Annotated in this window: 23 protein-coding genes; 16 read left to right on the forward strand and 7 right to left on the reverse strand. The window is 66.2% G+C overall.

Annotated elements, in window-relative coordinates; translation table 11 throughout:
* Window positions 1-44: 44 nt before the first annotated feature.
* Window positions 45-1,874, reverse strand: coding sequence for a PQQ-binding-like beta-propeller repeat protein (locus GRS48_RS11210; protein ID WP_159486524.1), 1,830 nt, complete (start codon window positions 1,872-1,874; stop codon window positions 45-47).
* Window positions 1,875-2,000: 126 nt separating this feature from the next.
* The gene (locus GRS48_RS11215) at window positions 2,001-2,618 is read right to left on the reverse strand and encodes a TetR/AcrR family transcriptional regulator (RefSeq protein WP_159486526.1); all 618 of its coding nucleotides are present in this window, start codon (window positions 2,616-2,618) and stop codon (window positions 2,001-2,003) included.
* Between the two features lie 155 nt (window positions 2,619-2,773).
* On the opposite strand from GRS48_RS11215, the gene GRS48_RS11220 reads away from it, so the two are divergent.
* Both GRS48_RS11220 and GRS48_RS11225 read left to right on the forward strand, forming a co-directional pair.
* Window positions 2,774-4,459, forward strand: coding sequence for a COG1361 S-layer family protein (locus GRS48_RS11220; RefSeq protein WP_235028054.1), 1,686 nt, complete (start codon window positions 2,774-2,776; stop codon window positions 4,457-4,459).
* A complete protein-coding gene (locus GRS48_RS11225; protein ID WP_159486528.1) occupies window positions 4,460-6,967 on the forward strand; it encodes an RND family transporter in 2,508 nt (835 codons plus the stop codon).
* A 199-nt stretch (window positions 6,968-7,166) separates the two neighbouring features.
* Here GRS48_RS11225 and GRS48_RS11230 read toward each other — a convergent pair whose 3' ends face one another.
* Both GRS48_RS11230 and GRS48_RS11235 read right to left on the reverse strand, forming a co-directional pair.
* Entirely contained in the window at window positions 7,167-7,565 is a 399-nt protein-coding gene (locus GRS48_RS11230; protein ID WP_159486530.1) for a helix-hairpin-helix domain-containing protein, read from the reverse strand.
* A gap of 56 nt (window positions 7,566-7,621) precedes the next feature.
* Complete coding sequence (locus GRS48_RS11235; protein WP_200840262.1) at window positions 7,622-8,008, reverse strand: hypothetical protein; 387 nt, start codon at window positions 8,006-8,008, stop codon at window positions 7,622-7,624.
* Window positions 8,009-8,349: 341 nt separating this feature from the next.
* Between GRS48_RS11235 and GRS48_RS11240 the strand changes: the two genes are divergently transcribed.
* The 10 genes from GRS48_RS11240 to GRS48_RS11285 all read left to right on the forward strand — a co-directional run bounded on the left by GRS48_RS11240 (window position 8,350) and on the right by GRS48_RS11285 (window position 17,024).
* On the forward strand, window positions 8,350-8,805 hold the full coding sequence (locus tag GRS48_RS11240; RefSeq protein WP_321168411.1) for a low molecular weight phosphatase family protein: 456 nt from the start codon (window positions 8,350-8,352) through the stop codon (window positions 8,803-8,805).
* 497 nt (window positions 8,806-9,302) lie between these two features.
* Entirely contained in the window at window positions 9,303-9,695 is a 393-nt protein-coding gene (locus GRS48_RS11245; RefSeq protein ID WP_159486534.1) for a metalloregulator ArsR/SmtB family transcription factor, read from the forward strand.
* 427 nt (window positions 9,696-10,122) lie between these two features.
* Entirely contained in the window at window positions 10,123-10,575 is a 453-nt protein-coding gene (locus GRS48_RS11250; RefSeq protein WP_159486536.1) for a RidA family protein, read from the forward strand.
* A 111-nt stretch (window positions 10,576-10,686) separates the two neighbouring features.
* On the forward strand, window positions 10,687-11,016 hold the full coding sequence (locus GRS48_RS11255) for a helix-turn-helix transcriptional regulator (RefSeq protein ID WP_159486538.1): 330 nt from the start codon (window positions 10,687-10,689) through the stop codon (window positions 11,014-11,016).
* A 195-nt stretch (window positions 11,017-11,211) separates the two neighbouring features.
* Entirely contained in the window at window positions 11,212-11,979 is a 768-nt protein-coding gene (locus GRS48_RS11260) for an MIP/aquaporin family protein (RefSeq protein ID WP_159486540.1), read from the forward strand.
* Window positions 11,980-12,177: 198 nt separating this feature from the next.
* Window positions 12,178-12,633 carry a RidA family protein gene (locus GRS48_RS11265; RefSeq protein WP_235028056.1) on the forward strand — a complete coding sequence of 152 codons (456 nt, stop codon included), beginning with the start codon at window positions 12,178-12,180 and terminating at the stop codon, window positions 12,631-12,633.
* A 106-nt stretch (window positions 12,634-12,739) separates the two neighbouring features.
* Window positions 12,740-13,918 carry an ACR3 family arsenite efflux transporter gene (gene arsB / locus GRS48_RS11270; RefSeq protein ID WP_321168412.1) on the forward strand — a complete coding sequence of 393 codons (1,179 nt, stop codon included), beginning with the start codon at window positions 12,740-12,742 and terminating at the stop codon, window positions 13,916-13,918.
* Between the two features lie 605 nt (window positions 13,919-14,523).
* A complete protein-coding gene (locus GRS48_RS15365; RefSeq protein WP_159486542.1) occupies window positions 14,524-15,543 on the forward strand; it encodes a hypothetical protein in 1,020 nt (339 codons plus the stop codon).
* Window positions 15,530-16,381 (forward strand): CPBP family intramembrane glutamic endopeptidase, encoded by an 852-nt coding sequence (locus GRS48_RS11280; protein WP_159486544.1) that lies wholly within the window; start codon window positions 15,530-15,532, stop codon window positions 16,379-16,381. Before GRS48_RS15365 ends, GRS48_RS11280 begins: the two co-directional genes overlap by 14 nt.
* A 73-nt stretch (window positions 16,382-16,454) precedes the next feature.
* Entirely contained in the window at window positions 16,455-17,024 is a 570-nt protein-coding gene (locus GRS48_RS11285) for a flavodoxin domain-containing protein (RefSeq protein WP_159486546.1), read from the forward strand.
* Here GRS48_RS11285 and GRS48_RS11290 read toward each other — a convergent pair whose 3' ends face one another.
* On the reverse strand, window positions 17,025-18,416 hold the full coding sequence (locus GRS48_RS11290; RefSeq protein ID WP_159486548.1) for an MBL fold metallo-hydrolase: 1,392 nt from the start codon (window positions 18,414-18,416) through the stop codon (window positions 17,025-17,027).
* Between the two features lie 223 nt (window positions 18,417-18,639).
* On the opposite strand from GRS48_RS11290, the gene GRS48_RS11295 reads away from it, so the two are divergent.
* Window positions 18,640-18,918: a winged helix-turn-helix transcriptional regulator gene (locus GRS48_RS11295; RefSeq protein ID WP_159486550.1), complete on the forward strand. Its 279-nt coding sequence runs from the start codon at window positions 18,640-18,642 to the stop codon at window positions 18,916-18,918.
* Between the two features lie 118 nt (window positions 18,919-19,036).
* Here the strand turns inward: GRS48_RS11295 and GRS48_RS11300 are convergent, their stop codons facing one another.
* Complete coding sequence (locus GRS48_RS11300; protein ID WP_159486552.1) at window positions 19,037-20,077, reverse strand: glycosyltransferase family 2 protein; 1,041 nt, start codon at window positions 20,075-20,077, stop codon at window positions 19,037-19,039.
* A gap of 312 nt (window positions 20,078-20,389) precedes the next feature.
* On the opposite strand from GRS48_RS11300, the gene GRS48_RS11305 reads away from it, so the two are divergent.
* Window positions 20,390-22,216 carry a hypothetical protein gene (locus GRS48_RS11305; RefSeq protein ID WP_159486554.1) on the forward strand — a complete coding sequence of 609 codons (1,827 nt, stop codon included), beginning with the start codon at window positions 20,390-20,392 and terminating at the stop codon, window positions 22,214-22,216.
* Complete coding sequence (locus tag GRS48_RS11310; protein WP_159486556.1) at window positions 22,213-23,358, forward strand: GNAT family N-acetyltransferase; 1,146 nt, start codon at window positions 22,213-22,215, stop codon at window positions 23,356-23,358. The genes GRS48_RS11305 and GRS48_RS11310 overlap by 4 nt, the downstream gene beginning before the upstream one ends.
* A 54-nt stretch (window positions 23,359-23,412) precedes the next feature.
* Here GRS48_RS11310 and GRS48_RS11315 read toward each other — a convergent pair whose 3' ends face one another.
* Window positions 23,413-23,712, reverse strand: coding sequence for a winged helix-turn-helix domain-containing protein (locus tag GRS48_RS11315; RefSeq protein WP_321168413.1), 300 nt, complete (start codon window positions 23,710-23,712; stop codon window positions 23,413-23,415).
* Window positions 23,713-24,020: 308 nt separating this feature from the next.
* Between GRS48_RS11315 and GRS48_RS11320 the strand changes: the two genes are divergently transcribed.
* The gene (locus GRS48_RS11320; protein WP_159486558.1) at window positions 24,021-25,016 is read left to right on the forward strand and encodes a DUF1616 domain-containing protein; all 996 of its coding nucleotides are present in this window, start codon (window positions 24,021-24,023) and stop codon (window positions 25,014-25,016) included.
* Window positions 25,017-25,267 lie beyond the last annotated feature (251 nt).

Here is a 25,267-nt window from a genome sequence, read left to right on the forward strand (position 1 = left end):
CGGTATCCCTCTCGTCGTCACCGGGCCACGTGCGAGGCGACGCGTCAGGTGAAGTAGATCCCCAACACGATCACGAACACCACGAGCGGGTACGCCAGACCGACAACCAGCCCGTAGAGGGCCAACAGAACCCCCCACTGTCGCGCAATGACGTCCGCATCGGCGTCGAGGTCGAGCGCGTGATCCGGGAGCCATCGGCGCGTGAGAACCGCCCACGAGCCGGCAGCGACGGCCAGCGCCGCGATCAGCCCGTTGAACGGAAACGTGCCGAACGTGACCGTGCAGACGAGACCGATCATCAGCACGCACGCGACGCTCGCGGTCAGAGCGGCCGCGAACTCCCGTCGACGGGTTACCTCCGATGGCGGCGTCCCGAAGAGACGGGCCGCGAGCAGCCGCAACGGAGTCCGCGACAGACGGAACCCCGTAACGACTCCGAACAGTGCGATCCCGCCGAGGACGCCGAACGGGACGCCGACGCCGAGGTAGACGAGCGAGATGACGGCGTAAACCCCGGCGAGGTCGCCGATCGCCGACAGGTAACGGCTGAGGGTCACGAGGGCGGCCGGGTCCCGTGCCGTCCCCCCGTCGACGAGCGCGTACACCCGGTCGTCGACCGGACCGACGTAGAGCGTCTCGCCGACGACGGCAGGCTCGTTGGTGATCGCGTAGTCGGCGTTCACCTCGTACGTCCAGCGCTCCTCGCCCGTTTCGCGGTCGAAGGCGTACATCACGCCGTCCCACGCACCGACGAACACCGTGGTCTCGGAGGCGATCGGCCGGGAGGAGAACCCCGTCGACGAGCCGGCGGACCACTCGACGTCGCCGACCTCCCTGTCGACGGCGTGTAACTGCGTCGGCCCGCGATCGCGGCTCGGCCCACCGGGAACGAGCAGTCGGTCGTCCGTCACCGCGAGCGGCTGCCTCGAGGTCCCCGGCGCGTCGAACATCGTCGTCACGGCCCCCGTTTCGGCGTCGATCGCGAGCGGGGACCGAGCGTTCACGTACGCCGTCCCGTCGTGGACGGCCGGCGCGGAGAGGTCGTGACCGCCGGGGTGTGACGTGTGCCACCGGTCGCTCCCGTTGCCGGCGTCGAGCGCCCTCACACGGTCTCTCCCGCCGAATCGTTCCACGGTGGTGACGACGGTCCCGTCCGTGACCGCCGGCCGTGCGATCCCGTGAGAGCCGATGTCGGTCCGCCAGCGCTCCGTGCCGTCCTCGTCGATCGACATCACGAACCCCGCCTCGTCGGCTCCCCACCGATCGTCGTAGTTCTCGCCGGCGATGTAGAGGCGGCCGTCCGCGGCGGTGAGCGTCTTCCAGCTGAAGACCGTGTACCCGTAGCGGTCGGCGGCGGCGGCGAACCGCCACTCGACGTCACCCGTTCCCGCGTCCAGTGCCACCACCTCGTGGTGGTCTTCGACCACGTCACGCCCCCGCTGCTCGGAGACGTGGACGTACACCGTGTCCCCGTCGACGATCGGTTTCGAGGAGACGGCGTCACCGACCTGAGCCCGCCACTCCCGCGTCCCGTCGGCGGCGTCGTACGCGGTCACGACCCCGCGACGCTCCCCGCCGGCAACGAACGCGCGCCCGTTCGCGACCGTCACCCCGGGACCGTACCCCGTCACCGAGATCCATCCGGGGCCGACGTCGCCGTCGGGACCGGCGGCGTCCGGATCGAACGCGGTCTGTCCGGGGTCGTGTCCCTCCATCGGCCACGAGCCGTCGTCGCTCGCTGCCCCGATCGCCGATCCACCGATCGCCGGTCCGCCGCTCACCGAGAGAGCCGTCGTGCCGGCGACGGCGAGGACGAAGGCGAAGGCGATCAAGAGCGGGAGGGCCCGCCCGATCCTCGGCGAGGGGTCGTCCATGGCGGTCCCTTTCCGGGCCCTGAACAAAAGTATGCCCGAGGGTACGGGGGCTCGACACCAGGATCCGCGGGGGAGAGAGTTCAGCGGGGAGGAATTCAGCGAGGGGTGAGGGTTACGGACGGCGGGTCAAGACCCGCCGTCGCTGAACAACCCGTCAACGATCGTTTCGATCAGCTGCTCCTCCACCTCCTCGTACGCGATGAGATCGGTGGCCCCGATCATGGAGTCGCGGGACCGAGTGACGAACACCAGCGACCGGAACATGCTCCGGACCAGCTCCGGGTCGTCGAACCGGAACCCGTCCACCTGTACCCACCGTGACGCGTGCGTGAGCTCGCTTTCGGGCCGTTCGTTCGCGATCGATTCGCGCTCGGCGTCCGACAGCCGGTCCTCGAGCTCCCGGAGCTCTCCCTCGACGATCAGCCGCGAGATGAGCGGGCTGGCCCGCACCTCACGGAACAGGGTCCGAAGCAGCGCGCGGACCTCGTCCTCGGGGGTGTCCGCCTCGGCGACCGCGTCGTCGATGAGCGCCTCCAACCGGTCCCGCTCGACGCGCAACACTGCGACGTACAGCGTCTCCTTGGAGTCGAAGAACTGATAAAACGTGCTCGTCCCGATCCCGACCGCGTCGGTCACGTCCGAGATCCGCGTCCGTTCGAATCCGAAACGAGCGAACAGCTCGCGCCCCTCCTCGACGAGCCCGGAGCGGATGCGTTCCTGGTCCTCCTCGGAAAACCGGCTCATTGTTCTCTCCGTGTCACGAGACGATCGCCCCGTTTGACTGTTCGCATACGGCCCCTTCGAATCCAAAAACGAAGTTATTATTGGTTCGTGGACGAAGATACGGGCGTGAAACGTAACGCACCGCAGCTCCATCGACTCGGTCTCCGCGACCCCACATGAACGGGAGAGCGCTCGCCGTCACGCTCCTCGCCGCTATCCTTCTCCTAACCGGCGTCGCGGTCGTCGCAGCCGGTGCCGGCTCGACCTCCGGAGCGTCCGCCGCCCCCGGATCGGGCGGGGCTGCCGGATCGAACGCCTTCCTGACGGACGACACGGTCGTCGCACAGCAGGCGCCGCCTGGCGTCCGTGGGGAGCCCGACCTGAACGTCCACCTCCCGGATCCGAAGGTCAACCCCGGCGAGACGAACACCGTGACCGTCCAGGTCTCGAACGACGGCGACCTGAGTTACGGAACCGCCGAGGTCAGGGAGGTCGTGACGACGGCGAGGAACGTCCGCGTCGAGGCCGAGGCGGACTCCCCGCTGACGGTCGAGACCGGACAGACCGCCATCGGCTCCGTCACCGAGAACCAGCCCGGTGAGACCGACGTCGCGATCAGCGTTCCCGACGGCGTCGAACCGGGGACGTACGACCTCGACGTCGAGGTCCGGTACTCGTACACGCGCCAGCAGGACGGCGGCGTCACCCAGGACCGCACGCGCACGATCACCGACACCGTCGAGGTGGAGGTCGACGACGACGCCCGGTTCGAGATCACCAACGCGACCACCGACGCGCTCGTCGGCGACCGCGGCACCCTCGAAGCGGACGTCGAGAACGTCGGTGCCGACACCGCCCGCGACGTCGACGTCGCCCTGGAGTCGTCGAGTACGGGGCTCGGATTCGGCGACCAGCCGCGGGACTCGGCGCGGATCGCGGAGTTGGATCCCGGGGACACGGCGACGGTGAGCTACGATATCGCCTTCGACAGCGACGCCCCGGTTCGGGAGTACACCCTCGACGGAACCGTCTCGTTCAAAACGAGCGACGGCCTGCGTCGTGTGGACGAACGCCCGTCCGTCGGCGTTCTCCCGATGGACGCACAAGGATTCAGCATCGACGACGTCGAGTCCGATCTCCGGGTCGGCGAGAACGGCGACGTGTACGGAACCGTGAGGAACGACGGCCCTGTCGAGGCCCGAAACGTCGTCGTCAGGTACACCGAGGAGTCACCGAACGTGATCCCGATCGAGCGCTCCGTCGCGGTCGGAACCCTCGAACCCGGCGAGGACGCCTCCTTCCGTCTCCCGCTCGAGATCGGCGGCGAGGCGGAGGCGATCAGCCGGACCGCCGACGTCGCGATCCAGTACCGGAACGCCGACCTCGAGACGCGACTGTACGAGGACGTCGAGCTGCTGTTCGACGTGGAGCCGAAACGCGACCAGTTCCTCCTCGACGTAGAGACCCGCGAGATCCGCGCCGGCGACACCGTCGCGTTCGACGTCGACGTCACGAACAACCTCGATCAGACCGTCACCGACGTCGAGGCGCGGCTGTTCGCCGACAGCCCCCTCGACAGCGACGACGACGAGGCCTACTCCGAGTCGCTCGCCCCCGGCGAGACGACGACGCTCACCTTCGAGCTGGAGGCGGAGTCGTCCGGGACCGGAAAGACGTACCCGATCTCGTTCGACTTCCGATACGACGACGAGCGCGGGAACAGCCAGCTGTCGGACACGACCCGCGTTCCGATCACGGTCGTCGAAGGTGAAGGCGGGTTCCCCTGGCTGGCCGTGGTCATCGGGCTCGTCGTCGTCCTCGCGGCCGGCGGCGGCTACTACCTGTACAGGCGGGACGCATAGATGAGCGGACCCGGCGACCGGATCCACGAGGTAACCGCCGGCGTCAACGAGCGGATCGTCTCGCGCCCGAGGACGGTCGTCGCCGCGTTCCTCGTCCTCACGGTCGTCTTCGCCGGCGGCATGACGGCCATCGATACGGCGGTGGACCCGACGGAAGGGTTCACCGAAGATCTCCCCGAGCAGGAAGCGCTCGACACGATCGATCGGGAGTTCGACGACCCGTTCGCGGCGGATAGCGAGACGACACAGCTGATCCACGACGGTACCGACGTCCTCACCCGCGAGGCGCTCGTCGAGATGCTTCGGTTGCTGGAGCGGATCGAGGCCCGTGACGACCTCCGGATGGAGTCCGCGAACGGCCCGGCGACGCTCGTCGCACAGGGGATCGACCCGGCCGCGGAAACGCCGACCGAACAGCGACGGGCCGTCGAGGGGGCGACGAACACCGAGATCAGACAGGTCGTCCGGGAGCTCGCCGACGATCCCCGATTCACGGCGACCCTCTCGACCGACTTCAACGCCAACCAGGCGTCGGCGTCGACCTCGATAACCGTCGTCTCACACGACGTCCCGCGGGGTTTCTCCACCGGTGACGTCCAGTCGATGCAGACGGAGATCGGTTCGTTGGCGGCGGACGCACCCGCCGACATCCGACCGCTCGGGGAGGGGATCTTCAACGCCGAGTTCGAGGACATCATCGGGGACTCGTTGCTGATCGTCATGCCCGTGGTCGTCGTGATGCTGCTCGGCTTCCTCACGATCGCCTATCGTGACCCGATCGACCTCGCGCTCGGACTGTTCGCGCTGTTGATGACGCTCGTCTGGACGTTCGGTTTCCTCGGGTTCTCGGGGATCCCGTTCGACCAACAGCAGATCGCCGTTCCCGTCCTCCTGTTGGCCGTCGGCGTCGACTTCGGGATCCACATCGTCAACCGGTATCGGGAGGAGACCGTGGAGGGAAAAAAGCCGATCCCCGCGATGCGGATCGCCGCGAACCAGCTCGCGATCGCGTTCGTCATCGTGACCGTGACGGCGGTGTTCGGGTTCGGCGCGAACGCGATCTCGGACCTCGACCCGATCCGGAACCTCGGGATCGTCTCCGCGGTCGGCATCGTCTTCACCTTCCTGATCTTCGGGCTCTTCCTGCCCGCGGCGAAGCTCGAAACCGACCGGCTCCGTGAGGCGTACGGCGTGCCGGAGTTCAACTCGTCGCCGATCGCGTCCGACGACTCCGCGCTCGGCCGTCTGCTCTCGGTGTCGGTGTCCGTCGGGCGGCGCGCGCCCGCGCTCTTCGTCGTCCTGCTGTTGCTCGTCGGCGGTGGGATGGGCGCGTACGGGATGGGCGTCGACACGACGTTCGAGCAGGAGGACTTCCTGCCGCCCGAGGAGCCGGGATGGTACGTCGAGTACATCCCGGAGCCGTTCGCACCGGGCGAGTACACGATCACGGGGACGATCACCCTCCTCGACGATCGGTTCGAGACCGATCAGGACCAATCGATAACGCTGTTCGTCGAGGGGCCCTTCGAGGAGGACCACGCGCTCGAAGCGTTGGAGAGCCCGAACGACGACCCGCCGGGCAGCCTCGCCGTCGGTCCCGGCGGGCGCGCCGAGGCGACGAGTATCGTCACGGTGATCCAGTCACACGCCGACGCCGACCCGGAGTTCGGGGCGCTCGTCGCGCGGAACGACCGCAGCGGGAACGGGATCCCCGACCGGAACCTCGACCGGATCTACGACGAGCTGCTCGCCTCGCCCGCCGGCCCGCAGGCCGAACAGTACCTGACCGACGACCGCCGGGGTGCCCAAGTCGAATACAGCGTCGAGTCGGGGGCGACCCAGCGTGAGGTGTCCGCCGACGGCACCGAACACGCTGAGAGCTTCCGCTACGCCGCCACCGCGACGGGGGAGATCGTTATCTTCGACGCGATCACTCGGATCATCTTCGAGTCCGCGATCCAGGGGATGATCCTCGCGCTCGGCCTGACGACCGTCTTCCTCATCGTCTCCTACGGCGTTTTGGAGGGGAGACCGTGGCTCGGCGTCGTGAACGTCTTCCCGATCGGGATCGCCGTCGCGTCGTTGATCGGGACGATGCGGTACTTGGGCATGCCGCTCAACGCCCTCACGGGGACGATCCTCTCGATCGCGATCGGGATCGGGATCGCCTATTCGGTTCACATCACCGCCCGGTTCATCGACGAGTACAACGCGGGGGGCGACACGTTCACGTCGCTGCAGACGACGCTCACCGGGACCGGCGGCGCGCTCACCGGGAGCATGCTCACGACGGCGCTCGGGACCGGTTCGCTCGCGCTCGCCATCACGCCGGTGTTGGGCGACTTCGGCTTCCTGATGGCGATGAGCGTCGTCTACTCGTTCGTCGCGGCGGTCGTCGCGCTCCCCCCGGCGCTGTTCCTTTGGGACCGGTTCGCTACGGGCCCCGGAGGCGATCGAGCGCCTGGCGACGATCGCTCGGCGGACCCGAGTCGATCCCGTCACGGATAACGGAACGGCGTTCCCACCACGTCGCGATACCGATCCGCTCGCGACCGTTCCACCGTTGTTGTTGAAACGACGAGTACGGGAGCATCGAGACACGGGCTCACGCGGACGATCGGACCCGTGTCGGGCGTGTCCCGCTCGTTCGTCGCATCCCTCCACACCTCGTCGCGTCCCTCCACACCTCATCGCGTCCCTCCACACCTCATCGCGTTCCCGTCTCCTCGAGAACTCGAGCGGCGGAGCGCTGGATCCCCTCGGCGCGCACCGCACCGATCCCCGTGACGTCGGTCAGGTCCTCGCGATCGGCCGCGACGACGTCGCCGACGGACCGGAACCCGTCGTTTCGCAGTCGGGTAGCGATCACCTCGCCGACCCCGTGAACTCGTTCGAGATCCGCCGCCGCAGAGTTCACCACCCGCCGCGCAGTAGGGGAAAGCATCGACCGTACAGTCACGATGCCGGACCGATCGCTGTTCGAGCCGGGGCGGTCGAAACGTGGCTCACCGACGGTGACCCTCGCCGCGTCTGCCGTCCGGACGGAAGCGAGTTCGAGGACTCCCGGATCGGGATCAACCACGCGGATGTCGCGCAGGACGGTCATGGGTCCCCGCGTACTGGTCATCGATCGACCGGCGGTCCGGATGTCGTCCATTCGGGTCACGACGTGTCCGACCTCCGGGACGAGTCGAGCGGAGCCTCGAACCGCTCACCACACTCGGGACACGTCGCGTCCGTCGTCCGCCGCTCGTCCTGATTGACCCGCCGATACAGGTCCTGGAGATGATCCACGTCCGCAACGAAGAGGTTCTCTATCACGTGTGGTGTCACGGCGTTCAACGAGCCGAGGTCGGTGACCACTCGCGACAACAAGAGGACGGTCAGATACGCGGGGTCCGACTTGACCCGAGGATCCTGGAGCGGCTTGATCTCGTCGATCGCCGTCGCAAGCCGCATCACACCGTCTCGGTGGAGGCTTCCTTCGTCGTCAACGTACCCTTTCGGGAGCGTGAACTCGAATTCGGTTTGAACGACAGGTTCGGTCATGGCGAGTCGTTCAGAGACGACATATAAAAACCCTCACCGCCGATCAACCGGAAGGATCGACCCTGAAGGGTGTTAATCGGACCCGGTGGGCGGTCCGGCCGTAAATCGAACGCCGCGTGTCACCCCGATCACGGGTTTCCTAACCGAGAGAATATTATTCGACAGCATACCACACGATGTCACGCCGATACAGCGAGGACTGTTCGCCGGTTCATATCGGAGCCGTCGGTCCTGTTGGAAGCGTTCCTTCCAAGTAATGCGGTGCGGTGGCTGTACCACACGATGACACTCGATATCGGGTCGAAGCAACGACTATGGCGGTACCTCCCGTACAACGAGCCGTGACTCGACACAGCGGGCAGACGGACCACCGGATCGCGTTTATCTGTGTCCAAAACGCGGGACGGAGCCAGATGGCAGCCGCGTTCGCTAAGCGCGAGCGCGATCGTCGTGGTGTAGACGATCAGATCGGGATAATCACCGGCGGGACACAGCCCGCCGACCACGTCCACGACGTCGTCATCGAAGCAATGGCAGAGGTGGACATCGACCTCAGCGATCGAACGCCACGGGAGGTAACGCGCGACGAGTTACAGGGAGTCGATCTCGTCGTCACGATGGGCTGTTCGGCGTCGGACGTCTGCCCGGTGACGTGGAACGGTGAAAACCGTGACTGGGATCTCGACGACCCGCACGGGCGTCCGATCGGAGACGTGCGGAAGATCCGCGCCGAGATCGAAGAGCGCGTCGTCACGCTGTTCGACGAAATCATGACGGATCCGTCGTCCGCGGAGTGACGCAGTTGTAAGAGGAGTGAGCCGGCGATTCGCCAACTGCTACATTGTCGGGAGCAGTCAACAGCAGTCGTCGGCACCACACACACGCTAACGTCGATCCCCCCTCTTCATCGATCGCTTCGTCGTGAACGCGAACTCCGAAGACGATCCCTTCGCCGCTGTGAGTTCCTCGCCGAACGTCTCGGCGGCCGCGACGACCTCGTCACCGGGAGCGGGGCCGCAGACGCCAGTGAAACAACACGTCGTTTCTTCGGAGAGAGTGGATCAGTCGTCGTGTGGAGTTGGATTGGCTGTCGTCGTCTGAACCGTCAGCCCCAACGGGACGCGACATCGGTGCGTTTCCCTCTTTCCAACTATTTAAATGAACGATCTATCAATAAATTATAAGCACTTCGATAGAGACAGATACGGCTATAATGGAGATTTAATATGGGTACGGGAGATCACGTATCCGACGATCCACAACGCTTACTCTCATATCGGTTCAATCGTTTCGTATGTCATCGACCGATCGCCTGCGACGATACGTCGCCGACGAATGCGGCTCCTGTACCGACGAGGACCTGTCCGAGCGGCTGGCGGAGCTGGAGGCATTGACCGAGGCCACGGGCGCCTCAGACCTCGACGCCGACGTCGAACTGCTGTCGGCGCTGGGCAACGAGACGCGATACAAGATCGTCCGAATGCTTCACACGGCCGACGACGAGCTGTGTGTGTGTGAGCTCTCACCGCTGTTAGACGTGAGCGACAGCGCGATCAGCCACGCCCTTTCGAAGCTCACCGACGCCGGGCTCGTCGCCCGCCGGAAGGACGGCAAGTGGCGGATGTACCGCGCGACGCCGCGTGCGAACGCCGTGCTCGTCGCGCTCGACGGCTCGCGACCGCTGTAAGAAGGAAGACGCGTCGGCCCGGAGCAGCTCAGTGAAATCGCTCGTGAACAGCACGACGACCGCGATCCCGATCGGCACGGCCATCATCACGTAGTCTCACGAGTCGAACAGCGCCGCCTCGACTCCCGAGAGGGTCATCGGGCGAGGAGACACGTTTAGCCACATATTCAGTTGTATTCGGACATAGCGGATGCAGTATGCGATCAGGCGACACGGGATGTCGCGATCTCCGAAATGCACGGTCTGAGTATCTGTCCCGCTCGTTTCGCGGACGTCTTTGTGGCGATTTTCGACGGGTTTTGGCGATATTAGGCGTACTACTGTCCTCGGGCATCGTTCCGTCGTAGACCGGTAGTGAAGGGGTCGCCGTTATCACACTTCCGGAGGATCGAAGACGTCTTAAACGTTTGAATGGATACTGAATCGTATGTCGCAACGAACGGCTACTCGAAACGATCAGACGAACCGTGAAGATGAGATCTCCGTCGACGGGTCGCTAAGCGAGGAGAGCAAGCGTCAGCGTGAGGGTATCAACAACGTCGGCGGGTTCGGGATGCGGACCGGCGAGTCGGACCTGGTCTTCTTCCAAGGGATCCTCCCGGAGATCAACGGAGACGTGAAGGGATCGGAGCCGATCGACGAGCAGATACGGATGTGTTTGGATCGGCTCGAACTGATGCTCGAAAACCGTAACGCGTCCCTCGCGGATGTACTGAAAGTCGAGATCCAGCTCGCGGACGCGGGCGCGGGGGCAGCCGTCGATCGAGCGTACGAGTCGCGGTTCGACGACGTCGCGTTCCCGCCGCGGACCGTCGTCGGCGTCTGCTCGTTGCCCGGCGGTGCCGGCGTCCAGCTCGACGTGATCGCGGCCGAAGAGTGACTGCACTGCGGTCGCCGGTTCGGTTCCGTCGCATACCTCGTGTCGCCTCGTCATCGGGCGCGCGGCGGATCGACAGAACAGTTAATCCGGTCGCGGCAAAACACGTCGACAATGGCCGACTCCTCGTCCGACCCGTCTGCCGAGGCGGATCTCGACACGCTGATCGACGACGCGACGACGGCCGTCGACGTCAAAGCGCTGTCGGCGTTCGGATACGAGACGCGGTACCGACTCGTCCGCCTACTCGTCGAGGCGAACGATCCAGTTCCGTTCGACGAGATCACGCCGTACGTGCCGATAAGCGACAGCGCCGTCAGTCATGCGTTGACGCTTCTCTGCGACGCCGGACTCGTAGAAAAGCGGAAGGACGGACGATCTCGAAGCTACTCGAGGACGGAGCGAGCGGAGGCGCTCGTTGAGGCCCTCGACCGAACGCGATGAATCAGCGGTCGCGCGTTCTCCGACCGATCTGACGCGAATCCGTGGGTGTTGACGTTCACGAGTCGATCCCGCACGGCTGCGGGTAGTTCACCGACGTCGATCGTCGTCTATAGCGATGAGCACAGAAAATATGCCGAAGACGAGGGATCCAGCCTATTTTAATAGATGAACAATCATAAATCTATTGGGTAGAAAATGCACCCATACCTTGCAGAGGTCATCGGAACGGCGATTCTCATCGTATTCGGTGGAGGGGTCGTCGCCAACGTCGTGCTCAACGAGACGAAGGGAAACGGTGGCGGCTGGATCGTCATCACGTGGGGGTGGGCCATCGGGGTATTCATGGGCGTGTTCACCATCAGCCAAGTCAGCGGCGGTCACATCAATCCCGCCGTGACGATCGGGCTCGCTGCTGCCGGATTGTTCGATTGGGCGCAGGTCCCGGCGTACATCGTCGCACAGACGGTCGGTGGATTCTTGGGAGGCGTAGTGGTATGGCTGGCGTACAAAGATCACTTCGCCGCGACGGAAGACGAAGACGCGAAGCTGGCGATCTTTTCGACCGCTCCGGAGATCCGAAACTATTCGTCCAACCTGCTGACCGAAATCATCGGAACGTTCGTACTGGTTTTCGGGGTTTTATACATGAACTCCGCGGGATTCTCTGACGCTGCGTCAGGTGAGGTACTCCAGGCGATCACCATCGACGGGCAAGAGGTCGGGTTCGGGCTCGGGGCGCTGTCGGCGCTCCCCATCGCCCTCGTCGTGCTCGGTATCGGGCTCTCCTTGGGTGGCCCCACCGGCTACGCGATCAATCCCGCACGCGACTTGGGCCCGCGGATCGCACACGCGGTGCTCCCGTTTCCGCACAAGGGACCGTCCGACTGGGCGTATTCCTGGGTGCCTATCGTGGGTCCGATCCTGGGAGCGCTCCTCGCGGCTGGACTGTATCACCTGCTGTGAGACGGGACGGCGCAATCTCTCGGGCGGGAAGCGTTATTCGAGCATATAGGCGGATATGAATACCACCGAGATCGACGGGTTCGAGCGTTCGTCCGCGACGCGGAGCGGCTCCTCTCGCTCGAAGGAGCGGCCGCGACCGGATCGTACTTCCTGACCCCCTTCGAAGAGTTTTAATATATGAATAACTGTTCATCTATTATGGATCAGGAAACGACCGAAGCCGGATCGGATGAGGGCCGCAATACTGGGATGAACGTCGACCTCGAATTGAGCGAAGAAAGCAAGCGCCAGCGCGAAGGAACCGGAAATATCGGTGCGTTCGGGAAGCGAACCGGATCGTCCGACCTGCGATTCTTCGAGGGTGTTCTGCCCGAAATCGGCGGAGAGGTGTTGAACGATCATTCAGTCGAAGAGCAGTTTTCGACCGCGCTCGATAACCTCGAATCGGCCCTTGCCGACAACCGGAACCTGACGCTCAACGACGTGATGAAACTCGAGATCCAGGTCACGGATCCGAGCGCCGCGGAAGCGGTCGATCACGTCTACGAGTCGCGCTTCGACGACGTCGAACTTCCGCCGCGAACCGTCGTCGGCGTCTGCTCGCTACCCGGCGGTGCGGACGTACAACTCGACGTGATCGCGGCCGAGGAGTAGCCACTTCCAGCGACATCGCCATCCACGTAATGTACACTAACACGCTTCCGACGCACCAGTATCGATCGCCGTCCGATCCCTTCGATGCCGCGGAGGTGACGCCGTCGTGAGCGAGACGCCACACGAGCACGGGCCCGACTGCGGTTGCGACGCCTGTGGCGATCCGCGCTCGATGGACTTCCTCGACAAGTACCTGACCGTCTGGATCTTCGGCGCGATGGCCGTCGGTGTCGGGCTGGGCTACGTCGCACCGTCCGTTGTCGGACCGATCCAGGACTACTACCTCGTCGAGATCGGGCTCATCGCGATGATGTACCCACCGCTCGCGAAGGTGAACTACCGCCAGCTCCCGCGAGTGTTCTCCAAGTGGCGTATCCTTTCGTTGAGCCTGATACAGAACTGGCTCATCGGACCGACGCTGATGTTCGCGCTCGCGGTGGTCTTCTTCAGCGGGATCATTCCGTGGTTCCCCGCGCGGCCCGAGTACTTCCTCGGGCTCATCTTCATCGGGATGGCCCGTTGTATCGCCATGGTGCTGGTCTGGAACGACCTCGCGGACGGATCCAGCGAGTACGCCGCGGGGTTGGTCGCGTTCAACAGCGTCTTCCAGATCGTCACCTACGGCGTGTACATCTGGTTTTTCGCGCTCGTTCTCCCGCCGATCCTGGGGCTCGACGCGATGGTCGCCGGGATCGGCGCGTTCGACATCACCGTTCAGCAGGTGTTCTGGGCGATCGCGATCTTCCTCGGCATTCCGTTTGCGGGCGGGATCGTGACCCGGCTCGGTGGGGTCCGCTCGAAGGGTGAGGAGTGGTACGAAGAGCAGTTCGTGCCGAAGATCAGTCCCCTCACCCTGCTCGCGCTGCTTTTCACCGTTATCGTGATGTTCGCCACGCAGGGCGACAACATCCTCTCCCAGCCGCTCGACGTGGTGTGGCTCGCGGCCCCGCTCACGATCTACTTCGTGGTGATGTTCCTCGTGAGCTTCGGGATGGGACGCGGCATCGGTGCGGACTACTCGACGACGACCGCGATCGGCTTCACCGCCGCGAGCAACAACTTCGAGCTCGCGATCGCCGTCGCGATCGCCGTCTTTGGCGTCGGCTCAGGCGTCGCGTTCGCGACGGTCATCGGTCCGCTGATCGAGGTACCCGTCCTGCTCGCGTTGGTGCACGTCGCGATCTACTTCCAGGACCGGTTCGACTGGACCGGATACGAGACGGGACGGATCGATCGCACTGCTCCGATCGACGACGATCCGCTGGAGTCCACCGGGGACGACTGACGCGGGGCGACATCCTCGAACGCGGGGCGACGTCCTCGAACGCGGGGTTCAACGGGACGCTCCGTGGGGACACAGGCTCCGCTATGATCCCGATACACCGGTTTTCAGACGGGTTGCTCGCCCGGAAGGGCCGGACACTGAAGGGTGTGGATCGAGCGATCCGTCGCGGCCCGCGTTGATAAATGGCCACAGAGATAGCGTTGGCGTTTATAAGTGGTCGTGGCGACGACGTGGGTGTTTATAAGCAGTCAGACGGGTTGCGGAGAGTCGGTCCCGAGACGAACGACGAAGGAACCTCGGGGGCGCGCCGTACCGTCCCGCAACGCGGCCTCACCCTCCCCAGCCTCGCAGTCGGGGCCGCCGAGAACCTCTGGCGGCCCCGACTGCTCCCTCGCGCGCGCTTCTCGCGCGCCGACGCAGGTTCTCACATGCGAAAACCGCACCGATCACTGATAAATGCCGTCGCTGCCACCGGGATCCGTTCTCAGCGACCGAGCGGTCACGGGAGCGTTCGGCGCGTCGACGATACCGAGCGTGCATCGGGTCGATCCCTCCGTGTCCGGCCCGCCAGAACACCTAACACGAACGTAAGCGAAACGACACGTATGCCCCTCCATGCCGTTCGCAACATCGAGACCGCGTTCGTCGTCACCAGGGAGTTCCTGACGCCGATCGGCGTCCGTCGGTGGCTGAAGCTCGCCTTCGTCGTCTTCTTCGTCGGGGGCGGGTTGAGCTTCCCGTCGGCGCAGTTCAACACCTCCGGCGGCTCGGGGGCGTCCGGTCCCGACGGGCCGTCGAACGGGGTCCCCGTGAGCGACCTCCCGTTCGCGCTCCCCGTCGATCTCGTGACCATCGTCGCGGCGGTCGCGATCGCCGGAGTTGTCCTCGGAGCGCTGTTCGCGCTCGTCGCCGCGATCATGGAGTTCGTCCTGGTCGAGTCGCTCCGCAGCGGCGAGGTGACCGTCCGTCGCTACTGGCGCGGGCGGTGGCGACAGGGCATCCGCCTGTTCGGCTTCCGAGTCGCGATCGGCCTCCCGATGCTGGCGCTGTTCCTCGGCTGGCTCGCGGTGTTGTTCGTGCCGCTTCTCATCGGAACGGACCCGCTACTGCCCGTGACGGCGTTCCTCGTGGGGGTCCCGTTGTTGTTCCTCGTGGGGGCCCTCTACGCGGTGGTCTCGGGCTTTACGACCGTCTTCGTCGTACCCCTGATGATCCAGCGCGACTCGGGGGTGCTCGCGGGGTGGAAGCTGCTGTGGAGGTCGATCAGATCGGAGTGGAAACAGTACCTGGCGTACCTCGTGATCGGGTTCCTGCTGACGGTCGCCATCGGGCTCGTCGCCTCCATCGTGGTCGGGTTCGTCGCGGTCGTCCTACTCGTTCCCGTTGCGGTCGTGGTCGTGCTCGCGCTCGTGGCCCTGTCGGTCCCGTCGACGGCCGTGATCGTCGCCGTCGTCGGCCTCGCGCTCCTGTTCGGGGCGGCGATGGTCGTCGTCTGGGCGATCGTACAGGTCCCGGTCGTGACGTACCTCCGCTACTACGCGCTGCTCGTGTTGGGCGACGTCGACGGGTCGTTCGATCTGATCCCGGACAGGCGTCCCCCGGAGGATACCGATGCGGGCGCGTAATCCGACGCGAGGCTGGCGGTCCACGTTCCGCGGTGCGGCCGCGCTGTTCGCGCTCGGCGTGGCCGGCGTCGTCGCCGTCGCCGTGTACTCGGTTCCGGCCCTCCGCGAGGTCCCGGAACTGGCGCTGCTGTCGTACCCCGCGCTCGTGCTGATCGCGGCCGTGAATCCGGCCTTGTTCCTCGTTCCCGCGGTGGTCATCGGCGCGGTCACCGCGCCCCGGATCGGCCTTCAGTCGCACGTCTTCGCGTGGGGATCGGAAAAGGAGGTCGACTGGAGGGCGTTCCGGGCGTCGATCCCGCTCGCGGCCGCCACGGGAGCCCTCTTGTTCGGCGTCGTGGCCGTCCTCGACGCCGTGTTCGCCCCGGTGACGGGGCTGCCCGCCGGCGACGCCGCCACCGGAGCCGAGGCGATGCGTGAGCTGGTCGCATCGATCCCGATGCGGCTCCTCTACGGCGGGATCACGGAGGAGGTCCTGTTACGCTGGGGAGTCATGGCCCCCGTCGCGTTCGTCCTCTGGTGGGGTCGCCGGAAGCTCGGTGGGGGCGGAGACGGCGTCGGGGAGAGGGGAGCAATCGGCGAGACGCCGTCCGCACCGGTGATGTGGGCCGCTATCGTGGTCAGTGCGGTCGTCTTCGGGATCGGCCACCTGCCCGCGTTGGCGGCGGTCGTCGAGGTCACCGCCGCGGTGGCGGTCCGAACCGTGCTCCTGAACGCGATCGTCGGGATCGCGCTCGGCTGGCTGTTCTGGCGGCGGTCGCTCGAGACGGCGATGGTCGCACACGCCGCGTTCCACGTCGCGCTCGTCGCCGTCTCCGCGGTGCTGATCTGGGCGGTGTAGCAGCCCGGTGGGCGTCGGATGGCGTCGGATACGGACCTCCCGTTTTACAAGCCGCGAGGACGAGTAACACACCATGGCATCGTTCCTCGTCGTGTACGGGACGGGAGAGGGACAGACGGCGAGCGTGGCGGCCCGGATCGGCGAGACGCTGGCGGAGCGCGGCCACGAAGTCACGACCGTCGACGTCGAGGAGGCAGCCGCAGACGCTCTCGTGGACGGGTTCGACGCGGCGTTGATCGGGTCGTCGATCCACGGCGGAAGACACCACGCCGGGATCCGAGCCCTGATCGAGCGGGAACGGACCGCGCTGGCGACGCGACCGACCGCGCTGTTCCAGCTGTCGCTGTCGTCGGCGGTCGACGACGAACGTCGGCGAGCGGAGGCCGCGAAGTACGTCGACGACTTACTCGAGGCGACCGGCTGGGACCCGGACCGGATCGGGCTGTTCGGGGGCGCGCTCCGGTACTCGAAATACGGGTTCCTCAAGCGGATCGTGATGAAACGGATCGCCGCGGGCGCGACCGGGGACGTCGACACGTCTCGGGACCACGAGTACACGGACTGGGCGGAGGTCGAAGCGTTCACGGCGGACTTCGCGGCGTTCGTCGAGGGGCGACTGAAGGAGCGGAGAACGGGGGAGTGACTAGTCGTCGGACACCGCTCCGACCGGGTCCGGGTCGACGTCGACCCCGTGCGTGTGGAACGCGCTGAGACTGTTGTACAGTCCGCGTTCGTAGATGTCCGGCTCCTTGCTCACGCCGAGGTGAGAGCCGATCTTCGCGTCGGCCCAGTAGGCCTCGTGTGGCCCCTCGAACAGCCGCCGCAGCAGGCGAGGATCGGCCTCCAGCTTGACGTAGTCAACCGACAGGTCCGGGTCACGGGTATACTCGAACCCCTCCCCGTTCATGGAGAGAGCGAGATAGACGTCGTCGACGAGCGAGACGTACACCGTGGTGTCGGTCGCGTAGCCGATCCGTTCCCGTTTCGCCTCCAGCTTCTCGTAGGCGTGGGGCACGTACGCCTGCAGCTCGTGAAGCGAGGGGGTCGGGTCGGCCTCGTAGTCGAAGGAGCGTTCGGCGAGCACGGTGTCGATGTACTCCTGCTTGGCCGCCTGGTCGATCGGCTCGAACGGCGACGATCGCTCCCCGTCGGCGAGGTCGATGTGTTCGCCGGAGTTGAGGAAGACGCACTCGTGCTCGTCGGGATCCACGTGCTCGACGAAGAACTCGCGGGCCTGCTCGCGCGGCGGGTTCGCCGTGTACTCGTTTCGGTCCGCGAGGTCGCCAGCGAGGACGTACTCGCCCGCGAACGGCATGTAGTACGACGGCTCGAACGTCTCCAGGAAGTTGAGCGCCAGCTCGTGTTTCTCGCGGATCACGCGGTCGCGTTCGGAGATCAACTCCTCGTGAGTGTAGTTCGTCATCGCCTGCGGATAGAACTGGGCGGCGCTGTACTGGTGACACAGCAGGTCGACGTCACCGTACTGGTCGACGATCTGTCGACAGCTCGCCTCCGCGATCGGGTACGGGCAGTCGTTGGTGTTGACGACGGTGTGCTCGCCGTTGTCGATGACGGCCATCGAGTCCACCTGCGTCGAACCCGTCTCGTCCGCCTTCGTGTCGTACCAGCTGCAGCCGAAGAAGTTCCCGCACAGCTCGGGGTCACAGCCGTCCGCCGCGAGGACGTTGATGTGCAGTCCCCCGCCGAGGTGAGTGCGCTCGTTGTGCGGGAGTTCGATCGCTTCGAACCCCAGCTCCTCGACGGCGTCGCGGAGGTAGTCCCAGCGGTAGTCGTGGATCAACACGGGGATGTCCGTGTCCATCCGGCGAAGCGTGTCGGGATGGAAGTGGTCGGGGTGGATGTGGGAGATGTAGATGTAGTCCACGTCGTTGAAGTCCTCCGGGTCCGGCTCCAGCGGAGGGTAGTGCGCCCACGACCCGTAGTACGCGCCGTCGAGGAGCCACGGGTCACAGAGGATCGACGTTCGATCGTCTTCGATCAGCACCGCCGCCGAGGACAGATACGTCGCTTGCATGGACGACGATACCCGTCCATTGACCCTTTGTTACCCACTGGTTTCGGAAGGAAACGTCGTCCCAACGGTCCGTCGACGCCGGAACGACGACCGTGCGATCGTCGGTCGGTGCGTCGACCTGGCGTCCCGTGACGGGTCAACCAACCCCGGCCGACGCGACGGGGGCGCGGCGAGGACCGCCCGAACGAACGGCTTTATCCGTTCATCGGCAGTGCGGGGACGTATGGGATCGCTGTGGGACACCGTTGGATACGTCATCAGTTCCGGCTACCGCGTGTCGGTCGTTCGTCGGCTCGCTGCGACGGCGTCGACGCCGACGGAACTCGCGTCGACGATGGGCGTTTCGACCACGCACGTCTCCCGAGCGCTCGGACAGCTCCACGAACGGAACCTCGTCACGGCCGCGACCGCCGACGGACGACTGACCCGCCGGGAGTACGCGCTGACGCGGCGCGGCGAGTCGGTGTGGGAGACGATCGACGCGAACGGGCTCGCGATCTGACGTCGAGAACTGACCCACTGACGCTGACGTCCCGGTCGGCTCGGCGACGTGTCGAAACACCGTGCTTCGACGGCGGTGTCGTTCGCGGTGACGGTCACCGTCGGCTCGGCGTCGGTGGCTACTCGACCGTCCCGTTCAGGGCCCGATTGATGGCCGCGTCAGCGACCATCGCGCACAGCAGCAGCACGATACCGACGGCGAGGATCGGGACCCGCCGCACGCGGGACGGCAGGCGTCCGCCGTCGGCCAGCGCCGGGGTGGCGTCGCCGCCGGGAGCGTCGGTTGTTTCCCCCTGTCGCTTCCGCGACCGGAGCGCCGTTAACGTCCCCATACCGACGCCGATCGCGCCGCCGACGTACAGCCCCGACCGCGCCGCCTCCGCCTTCGTGGTCCGGCGGACGAACAGCCGCCACAGGAACGTCCGAAGGAGCATCAGCGAGACGAGCGGGACGTAGGTCCGGTAGTCGATGTGGCTCTCCTCGTCGCGGTACCGCGCGGAGACCGGCACGTCGACGACGCGGTAATCGTTCGCGCTCAACCGGACCAGGAGGTCGTTACAGTAGCCGTAGAACTCGAACATCTCCTCGATCCCCACGCCCTCGAGCGCCGCCAGGGAGATCGCCGTGTACCCGTTCTGTGGGTCCCCGATCCGCCAGTAGCCGCTGGCGATCTTCGTCAGGTACGAGAGGATCACGTTGCCGACGTAGCGGAATCCGGGCATCTCCTCGCGGTCGTCGGCGCTGAGCAGCCGGTTCCCCTTGACGTAGTCGGCCTCGCCGGCGACGATCGGCGCTATCACCGCCTCGAGCTGGTTCGGGTCCATCTGTCCGTCCCCACCCATGACGGCCGTGACGCCGACGTCGTCGCGCCGCGCCCGCAGGTACCCCGTCTTGATCCCGCCGCCGACGCCGCGGTTCTCGTCGTGCTGGATCGGGACGACGCGACGGTCGAACCCGCCGGCGTCGTCACCGGAACCGTCATCACGGTCGTTGACGCGCTCGGCGGTCCGGCGGATCTCCGCCCACGTCCCGTCGGTCGAGCAGTCGTCGATGACGTACACCCGATCGACGTACGACGGGAGCGTCTCGATCACCTCGCCGACGAACCCTTCCTCGTTATATGCCGGTACGACCACGCCAACCGTTGTCTCCTCATACATGTGTGCAGTGTCGAGACCGGTCCGGACCCGACGGTTGTCACGGACCTCCCCGGCGACGACCATTGTTATAGGCCGGCTGTTCGCCGCCGGAGTCACGAACGCGCCCGTCGGACGCCGGGCCACGTGTGAAGACAGCGGGGTTCACGGCGTCAGGACGTGATCCGCTCGGCGGGGAACTCGGCGGCGGGACGGTGGAACCCGGCGGCGGGGCGGTGGAGGGCGGGCCCACGCGCGCGACCCGAAGCCACGCCATAACAAAGTGGGATTCGGTACCTCTCCCACCTATTCCATCCCCTCGTGGCAAACCGACATATGACTGGTGACTCTACGACGCCTACCGAATTAGGGGTACTGACCGTCGGGTTCCTCGCGTTCACCGTCGCCGTCGTCGCCGCGTACACGACGCCCGCGGCCGGGTACGAGCTCTCGATCTACCGCGCGACGCCGGTCGTGTTCTGGATCGGGATCGGGATCGGCCTGCTGGCGGCCGTGACCGCCCTGTTCGTGTCCGGATCGGGACGACTGATCGACGCCGCGATGGTGCTCGCAGCGTTCTGCGTGCTCGCGGTGGTGGCCATCCCCGTCCTCCGCTCGTACGCGTACTACGGGGCCGGCGACTCGCTCAGCCACCTCGGGTGGGCACGCGAGATCCGCGGCGGGGTCATCCAGCCCCAGGAGGTCCTGTATCCGGGCGATCACCTGATAGCTATCACCCTGTCGAGCCTCACCGGCCTCGACCTGGCGGGAACGTTGCAGATCGTCGCGACGCTGTTGTTCCCGCTCGTGTACCTCCTCGCGATGCCGCTCTGTGTCGGGTACATCACGAACTCGCGATGGGGTGCGACGGTCGGGTTCTGTACCGCCCTCCTCCTGATCCCGATCAACAAGATCAGCTTGCACGTCGTCATCCATCCGTCGAGCCAAGCGATCCTCTTCGTCCCGTTCGTGCTGTTCCTCCTCTTCCGGTACCTCTACTCGGACGGCGACGGGTTCGGGCTCACGACCCCGATGGGAGCCGCGTTCACCCTGGCGGCGGTCGCGCTCGTGTTCATCCATCCACAGGAGACGATGACGTTCCTGACGTTCCTCGTCGCGCTCGTCGTCCTTCAGTTCGTCATCCGACGGTCCGAGGGGGACGGACCGATCGCGAGACACCGAGGGGTCGGCGTCCACACGCTCGTCGTTGGGGCCGCGTTCTTCGCCTGGACCCTCGGTCAGGACCGCGCCGTCAGCCGGTTCGAGGGCGTGATCGAGGGCTTCACCACGAGCGGGGCGACGACCGGGACGGAGACCGCGGAGCGGGGGACGTCGCTCGTCGCACTGGGTGGCAGCTTCGAGGAGCTGTTCGTGAAGCTGTTCGCCGTCTCGCTCGTGTTCTGTCTCCTCGCCGGGGGGCTCATGCTGTTGAACTTCTCGGGCAAGCTCGACGCGCGGAAGTCCCGGCGGAACGCGGCCATCACCTACCTGACCGCGGGACTCGTCCCCGTCTCGATGCTGTTCGTCGTCATCTTCCTCGCGAACCAGGGCGACCACTACTTCCGGTTCCTGGGGACGATCATGGTGCTCGTCACGGTCGTCGGAGCGGTGTCGCTCACCGTCCTGCTGGACCGCCTGGACACGCCCGAGCTCTGGACCGACGTGTCGGTCTCGCGGTCGCAGGTGGTGGGCGCGGTCGTGGTCGTGATCATGCTGATGCTCGCCGCCCAGCTCGTGGTCGTCCACCAAGCGCCGTACATGTACCAGCCGAACAAGCAGGTCACCGCGTCGGACTTCACCGGTCACGAGGTCGCGATCGAATATCACGACGACGAGACGGAGTTGCTCGGGCTTCGGAGCGGACAGCGGCGGTACCTCGACGCGCACTTCGGCCGGGAGACGACGCGTGAGATGGACTTCCCCGGATACGGGGAGGGCGTCACCGGGGAGGTGTTCAGCACGAACCTCACGACCCATTACGAGGACGATCGCTACCTCGTGATCGCGGATAGGGACGAGGACCGTGAGATCACGCTGTACGACGAGCTCCGGTACACCGCCGACGGCTTCGAGCGGCTGGATCGGGACCACCGGGTCAACAGGGTCCAGGACAACGGGAACCTCCGGTTGTATCGGATCAGCGGCACCGCGAGCGACGCATGACCGGGGCGAAACGAGGGAGCGGGCGAACGGACGGGGGCGGCTCCCTGTATGACCTCTTGAACACTGCGTTCGAGGGTTGGGGCGACGAGGCGTACTTCCGGTTCAAGTACGAGGAGTTCCCGGGATACGACCCGGACGAACACGACTTCGTCGTCGAGGCCGACGACCGCGTCGTCGCCGCCAGGCGCGTCTTCGCGAAACGCCTGCGGACCCCGGGCGGCGAGTCCCACCCGGTTCACGTCCAAGGCGGGGCCGTCGTCCACCCGGACCACCGCGAACAGGGGCTGTTCACCCGGCTCGTCGAGGAGTCCAAAGCGTACAGCCGTGCGTCCGGCTCCCCGGTGGTCATGACGTACAACCGTCACGGGAAGGTCTCGACGGACGCACACCTCCGCCGGGGATGGGAGTACCGAACGCTCCCGTTACACATCCGCCCGCTCTCGCCGAAGCGGCTCGTGATGGACCACGGGAGCGACGTCCTTCCGTCGTACCCGGGCGTCGACGCGCTCGCGGCGGTGGGCGGAGCGGTCGCCGGCGCGGTCCTCCCCGACTGGCTGTTCGGACGGGGAACCGAGCTCGTCACCTCCGGAACGGTGAGCCGGCCGATCGCGTCCGCCTCCCGCGCCGCGCGTGCGAACGGAGAGGAGGGGGAGAGAGAGGGCAGCCGCAGCGATGAGGACGTCACGATCCGCCCGTATCGACCCTCGGACGTCGAGGACGTGCGTGATCGCCTCGCGGCGGAGGTCGATCGGGCCGAGGTGGCGTTCGAGCGCGATCGCGAGCACGTCGAACACATGGTGAACTACGACCACGCGACCGCGCTCGTCGCGACGCGGGAGGGCACCGTCGTCGGGTTCGTCTGTACCGGCCTGATCTACCAGGACGGGCTGACCGAGGCTCGGGTGTTCGACCTCGTCGGGCCGACGGCCGCGGTCGGCGAGCGGTTGCTCGATCGCGCGTGCGCGAACGCCAGCGATCGGGGCGCGGACGTCGTGACGGTGCTTCGCGACGAGCGCCCCGGCCCCGAGTGGGCGTCGCTCCGAACCGACCTCGTCATGTGGGACTACCTGGGCGACCGGGAGCGGTGGCATCCGATCCTCTCCGAGGGCGAGTGGCGGATCACCGGCTACGACGTGTTATAAATCCCTCAACCCGCCGGGCCATCACGTGCGCTCATCCCCGGAGCCGTCGGCCCATCACGCGCGCTCACGGCCCGTCCCGCTCGAAAGGTCCTGTCGGTGGATCTCGGTCCAGACCGTCTCCCCGAACGACGTGATGCCGTACACTCGGCCTTTTCGACGGTCCTCGGGGACGAGCAGCTCGACGAGCCCGTGGTCCGACAGCCCCGAGAGGGCCGTCGAGACCGTCCCGATCGCGACGCCCGCCTCGTCGGCGATCTGCGACGGAGTCGCCGGACGGTCCGCGAGCCGTGCGAGCACCGTCGTCCGGGAGCCGGAGCTGATGACGTAGCCGATCCGGTCCCACGTGTCAGTCACTGCGGATCCCCTCGGTCCCGCTGTCGCGGCGGTCGATCCCGCCGTGATCGGTTCCAGATCGGGGGCCGGTGCAGGCCGCGGGACCGTGCAGGCGGCGTCGGATCCGGTCGGATCGATACAACGCCCCGTCGACGCGGTGGGGCCGGAACGGATGCATCGTGATCGAAATGGCGCTCGGTAGGTTTGAGGTTCTCGACATCGGTCGGGGTAATCGCTTCATTACAATGTCCGCGTACCGCCGGTACCCGACACATGTGTTCACGACGCCGTACCGAGCACCGACCGACGGTCCCGGAACCGGGTCGCAGATGAGTCCGGAGACACACACCGTTCACAAGCCGACGTTCGGCCAACGGTTCCCGATCGACCTCGTGCTCGTCGCGGCCGTCGTCGGGGGGACGTACGGGGCGCTACTGCTCGACATCGGCGGGGTGTTTCGGGTCATCCTCGGGGCGGTAACCGCGTGTTTCCTTCCGGGATACGTCACCGCGGCGGCCCTGTTCCCGTGGCACGGGGAGGAGACGCGACCGCGCCGCGGACACGGCGACCGAACCCGGATCGACCTGCGGGAACGTGCCGTGATCGCGGTCGGACTCAGCGTGGCGGTGTTGCCGATCCTCGGGCTCGCGGCCGGACAGGTCTTCACCGAGTTCACGGAGACCGCCGTGTTCGGTGTCGTCGCCGGCTACGTGGTGGTCGTCGGGGCCGCCGCGGCCTTCCGACGCCTTCAGCTGCCCGAGAACCAACGGCTGTACGTTCCGTTCAGCGGATGGGTGACGGAGCTGCAGGAGGGAGTCACGACCGGGTCGACGGCGAACCGGGTGCTGACGGTCGCGCTCGTGTGTAGTGTCGTCCTCGCCGCCGGCGTGCTCGCGTTCGCCGTCGCGACCCCGATGAACGGCGAGACGTACACCGACTTCCACCTGGTGACGGAGGACGGCGACGAGCTCGTCTCCGCGGGGTATCCGGAGACCCTCACCCGCGGCGATCCGACCGATCTCACGTGGGGAATCGAGAGCCATGAGGCCACGGAGACCGACTACACCGTCGTCGTGATGCAGGAACGGGTCACCGAACAGGACGGCGAGACCGTCCGTATCGAGGTCACACAGCTGGATCGAACCTCGACGACCGTCGCGCCGGGCGACGGGGAACAGTACGCCCACGAGGTCACGCCGGTCCTCGTCGGGGAGAACCTTCGGATCGGCTACTATCTCTACCGGGGTGACGCGCCGGAGACGCCGACGGAGGAGGACGCGTATCGACACCTCCACATCTGGGTCGACGTCGAGTCCGGGGCGTGAAGGTCCCCGGAGCGTCGACCGAAACCGACGGTCTCGACGACGACCGGAACCCCCTTCGCGATCGGAAAGCGTTCGCCCAACCTGGAAGCGACCGCTTGACTGAGAGGCGAAAGCGTCGCATAACTAAGCCGTCGTTCGAGGTAGGCCCGTCCACCGCTCGCCACGTCGCGAGCGAGCCACACATGGTAGCAAGAGACGCCCGTTCCGCCACCGACACGTCGCCGATGGATCGTTCCCGACGAACACCGCGT

The sequence above is a fragment of the Halorubrum sp. JWXQ-INN 858 genome (assembly GCF_009806985.1).
Classification (GTDB): domain Archaea; phylum Halobacteriota; class Halobacteria; order Halobacteriales; family Haloferacaceae; genus Halorubrum.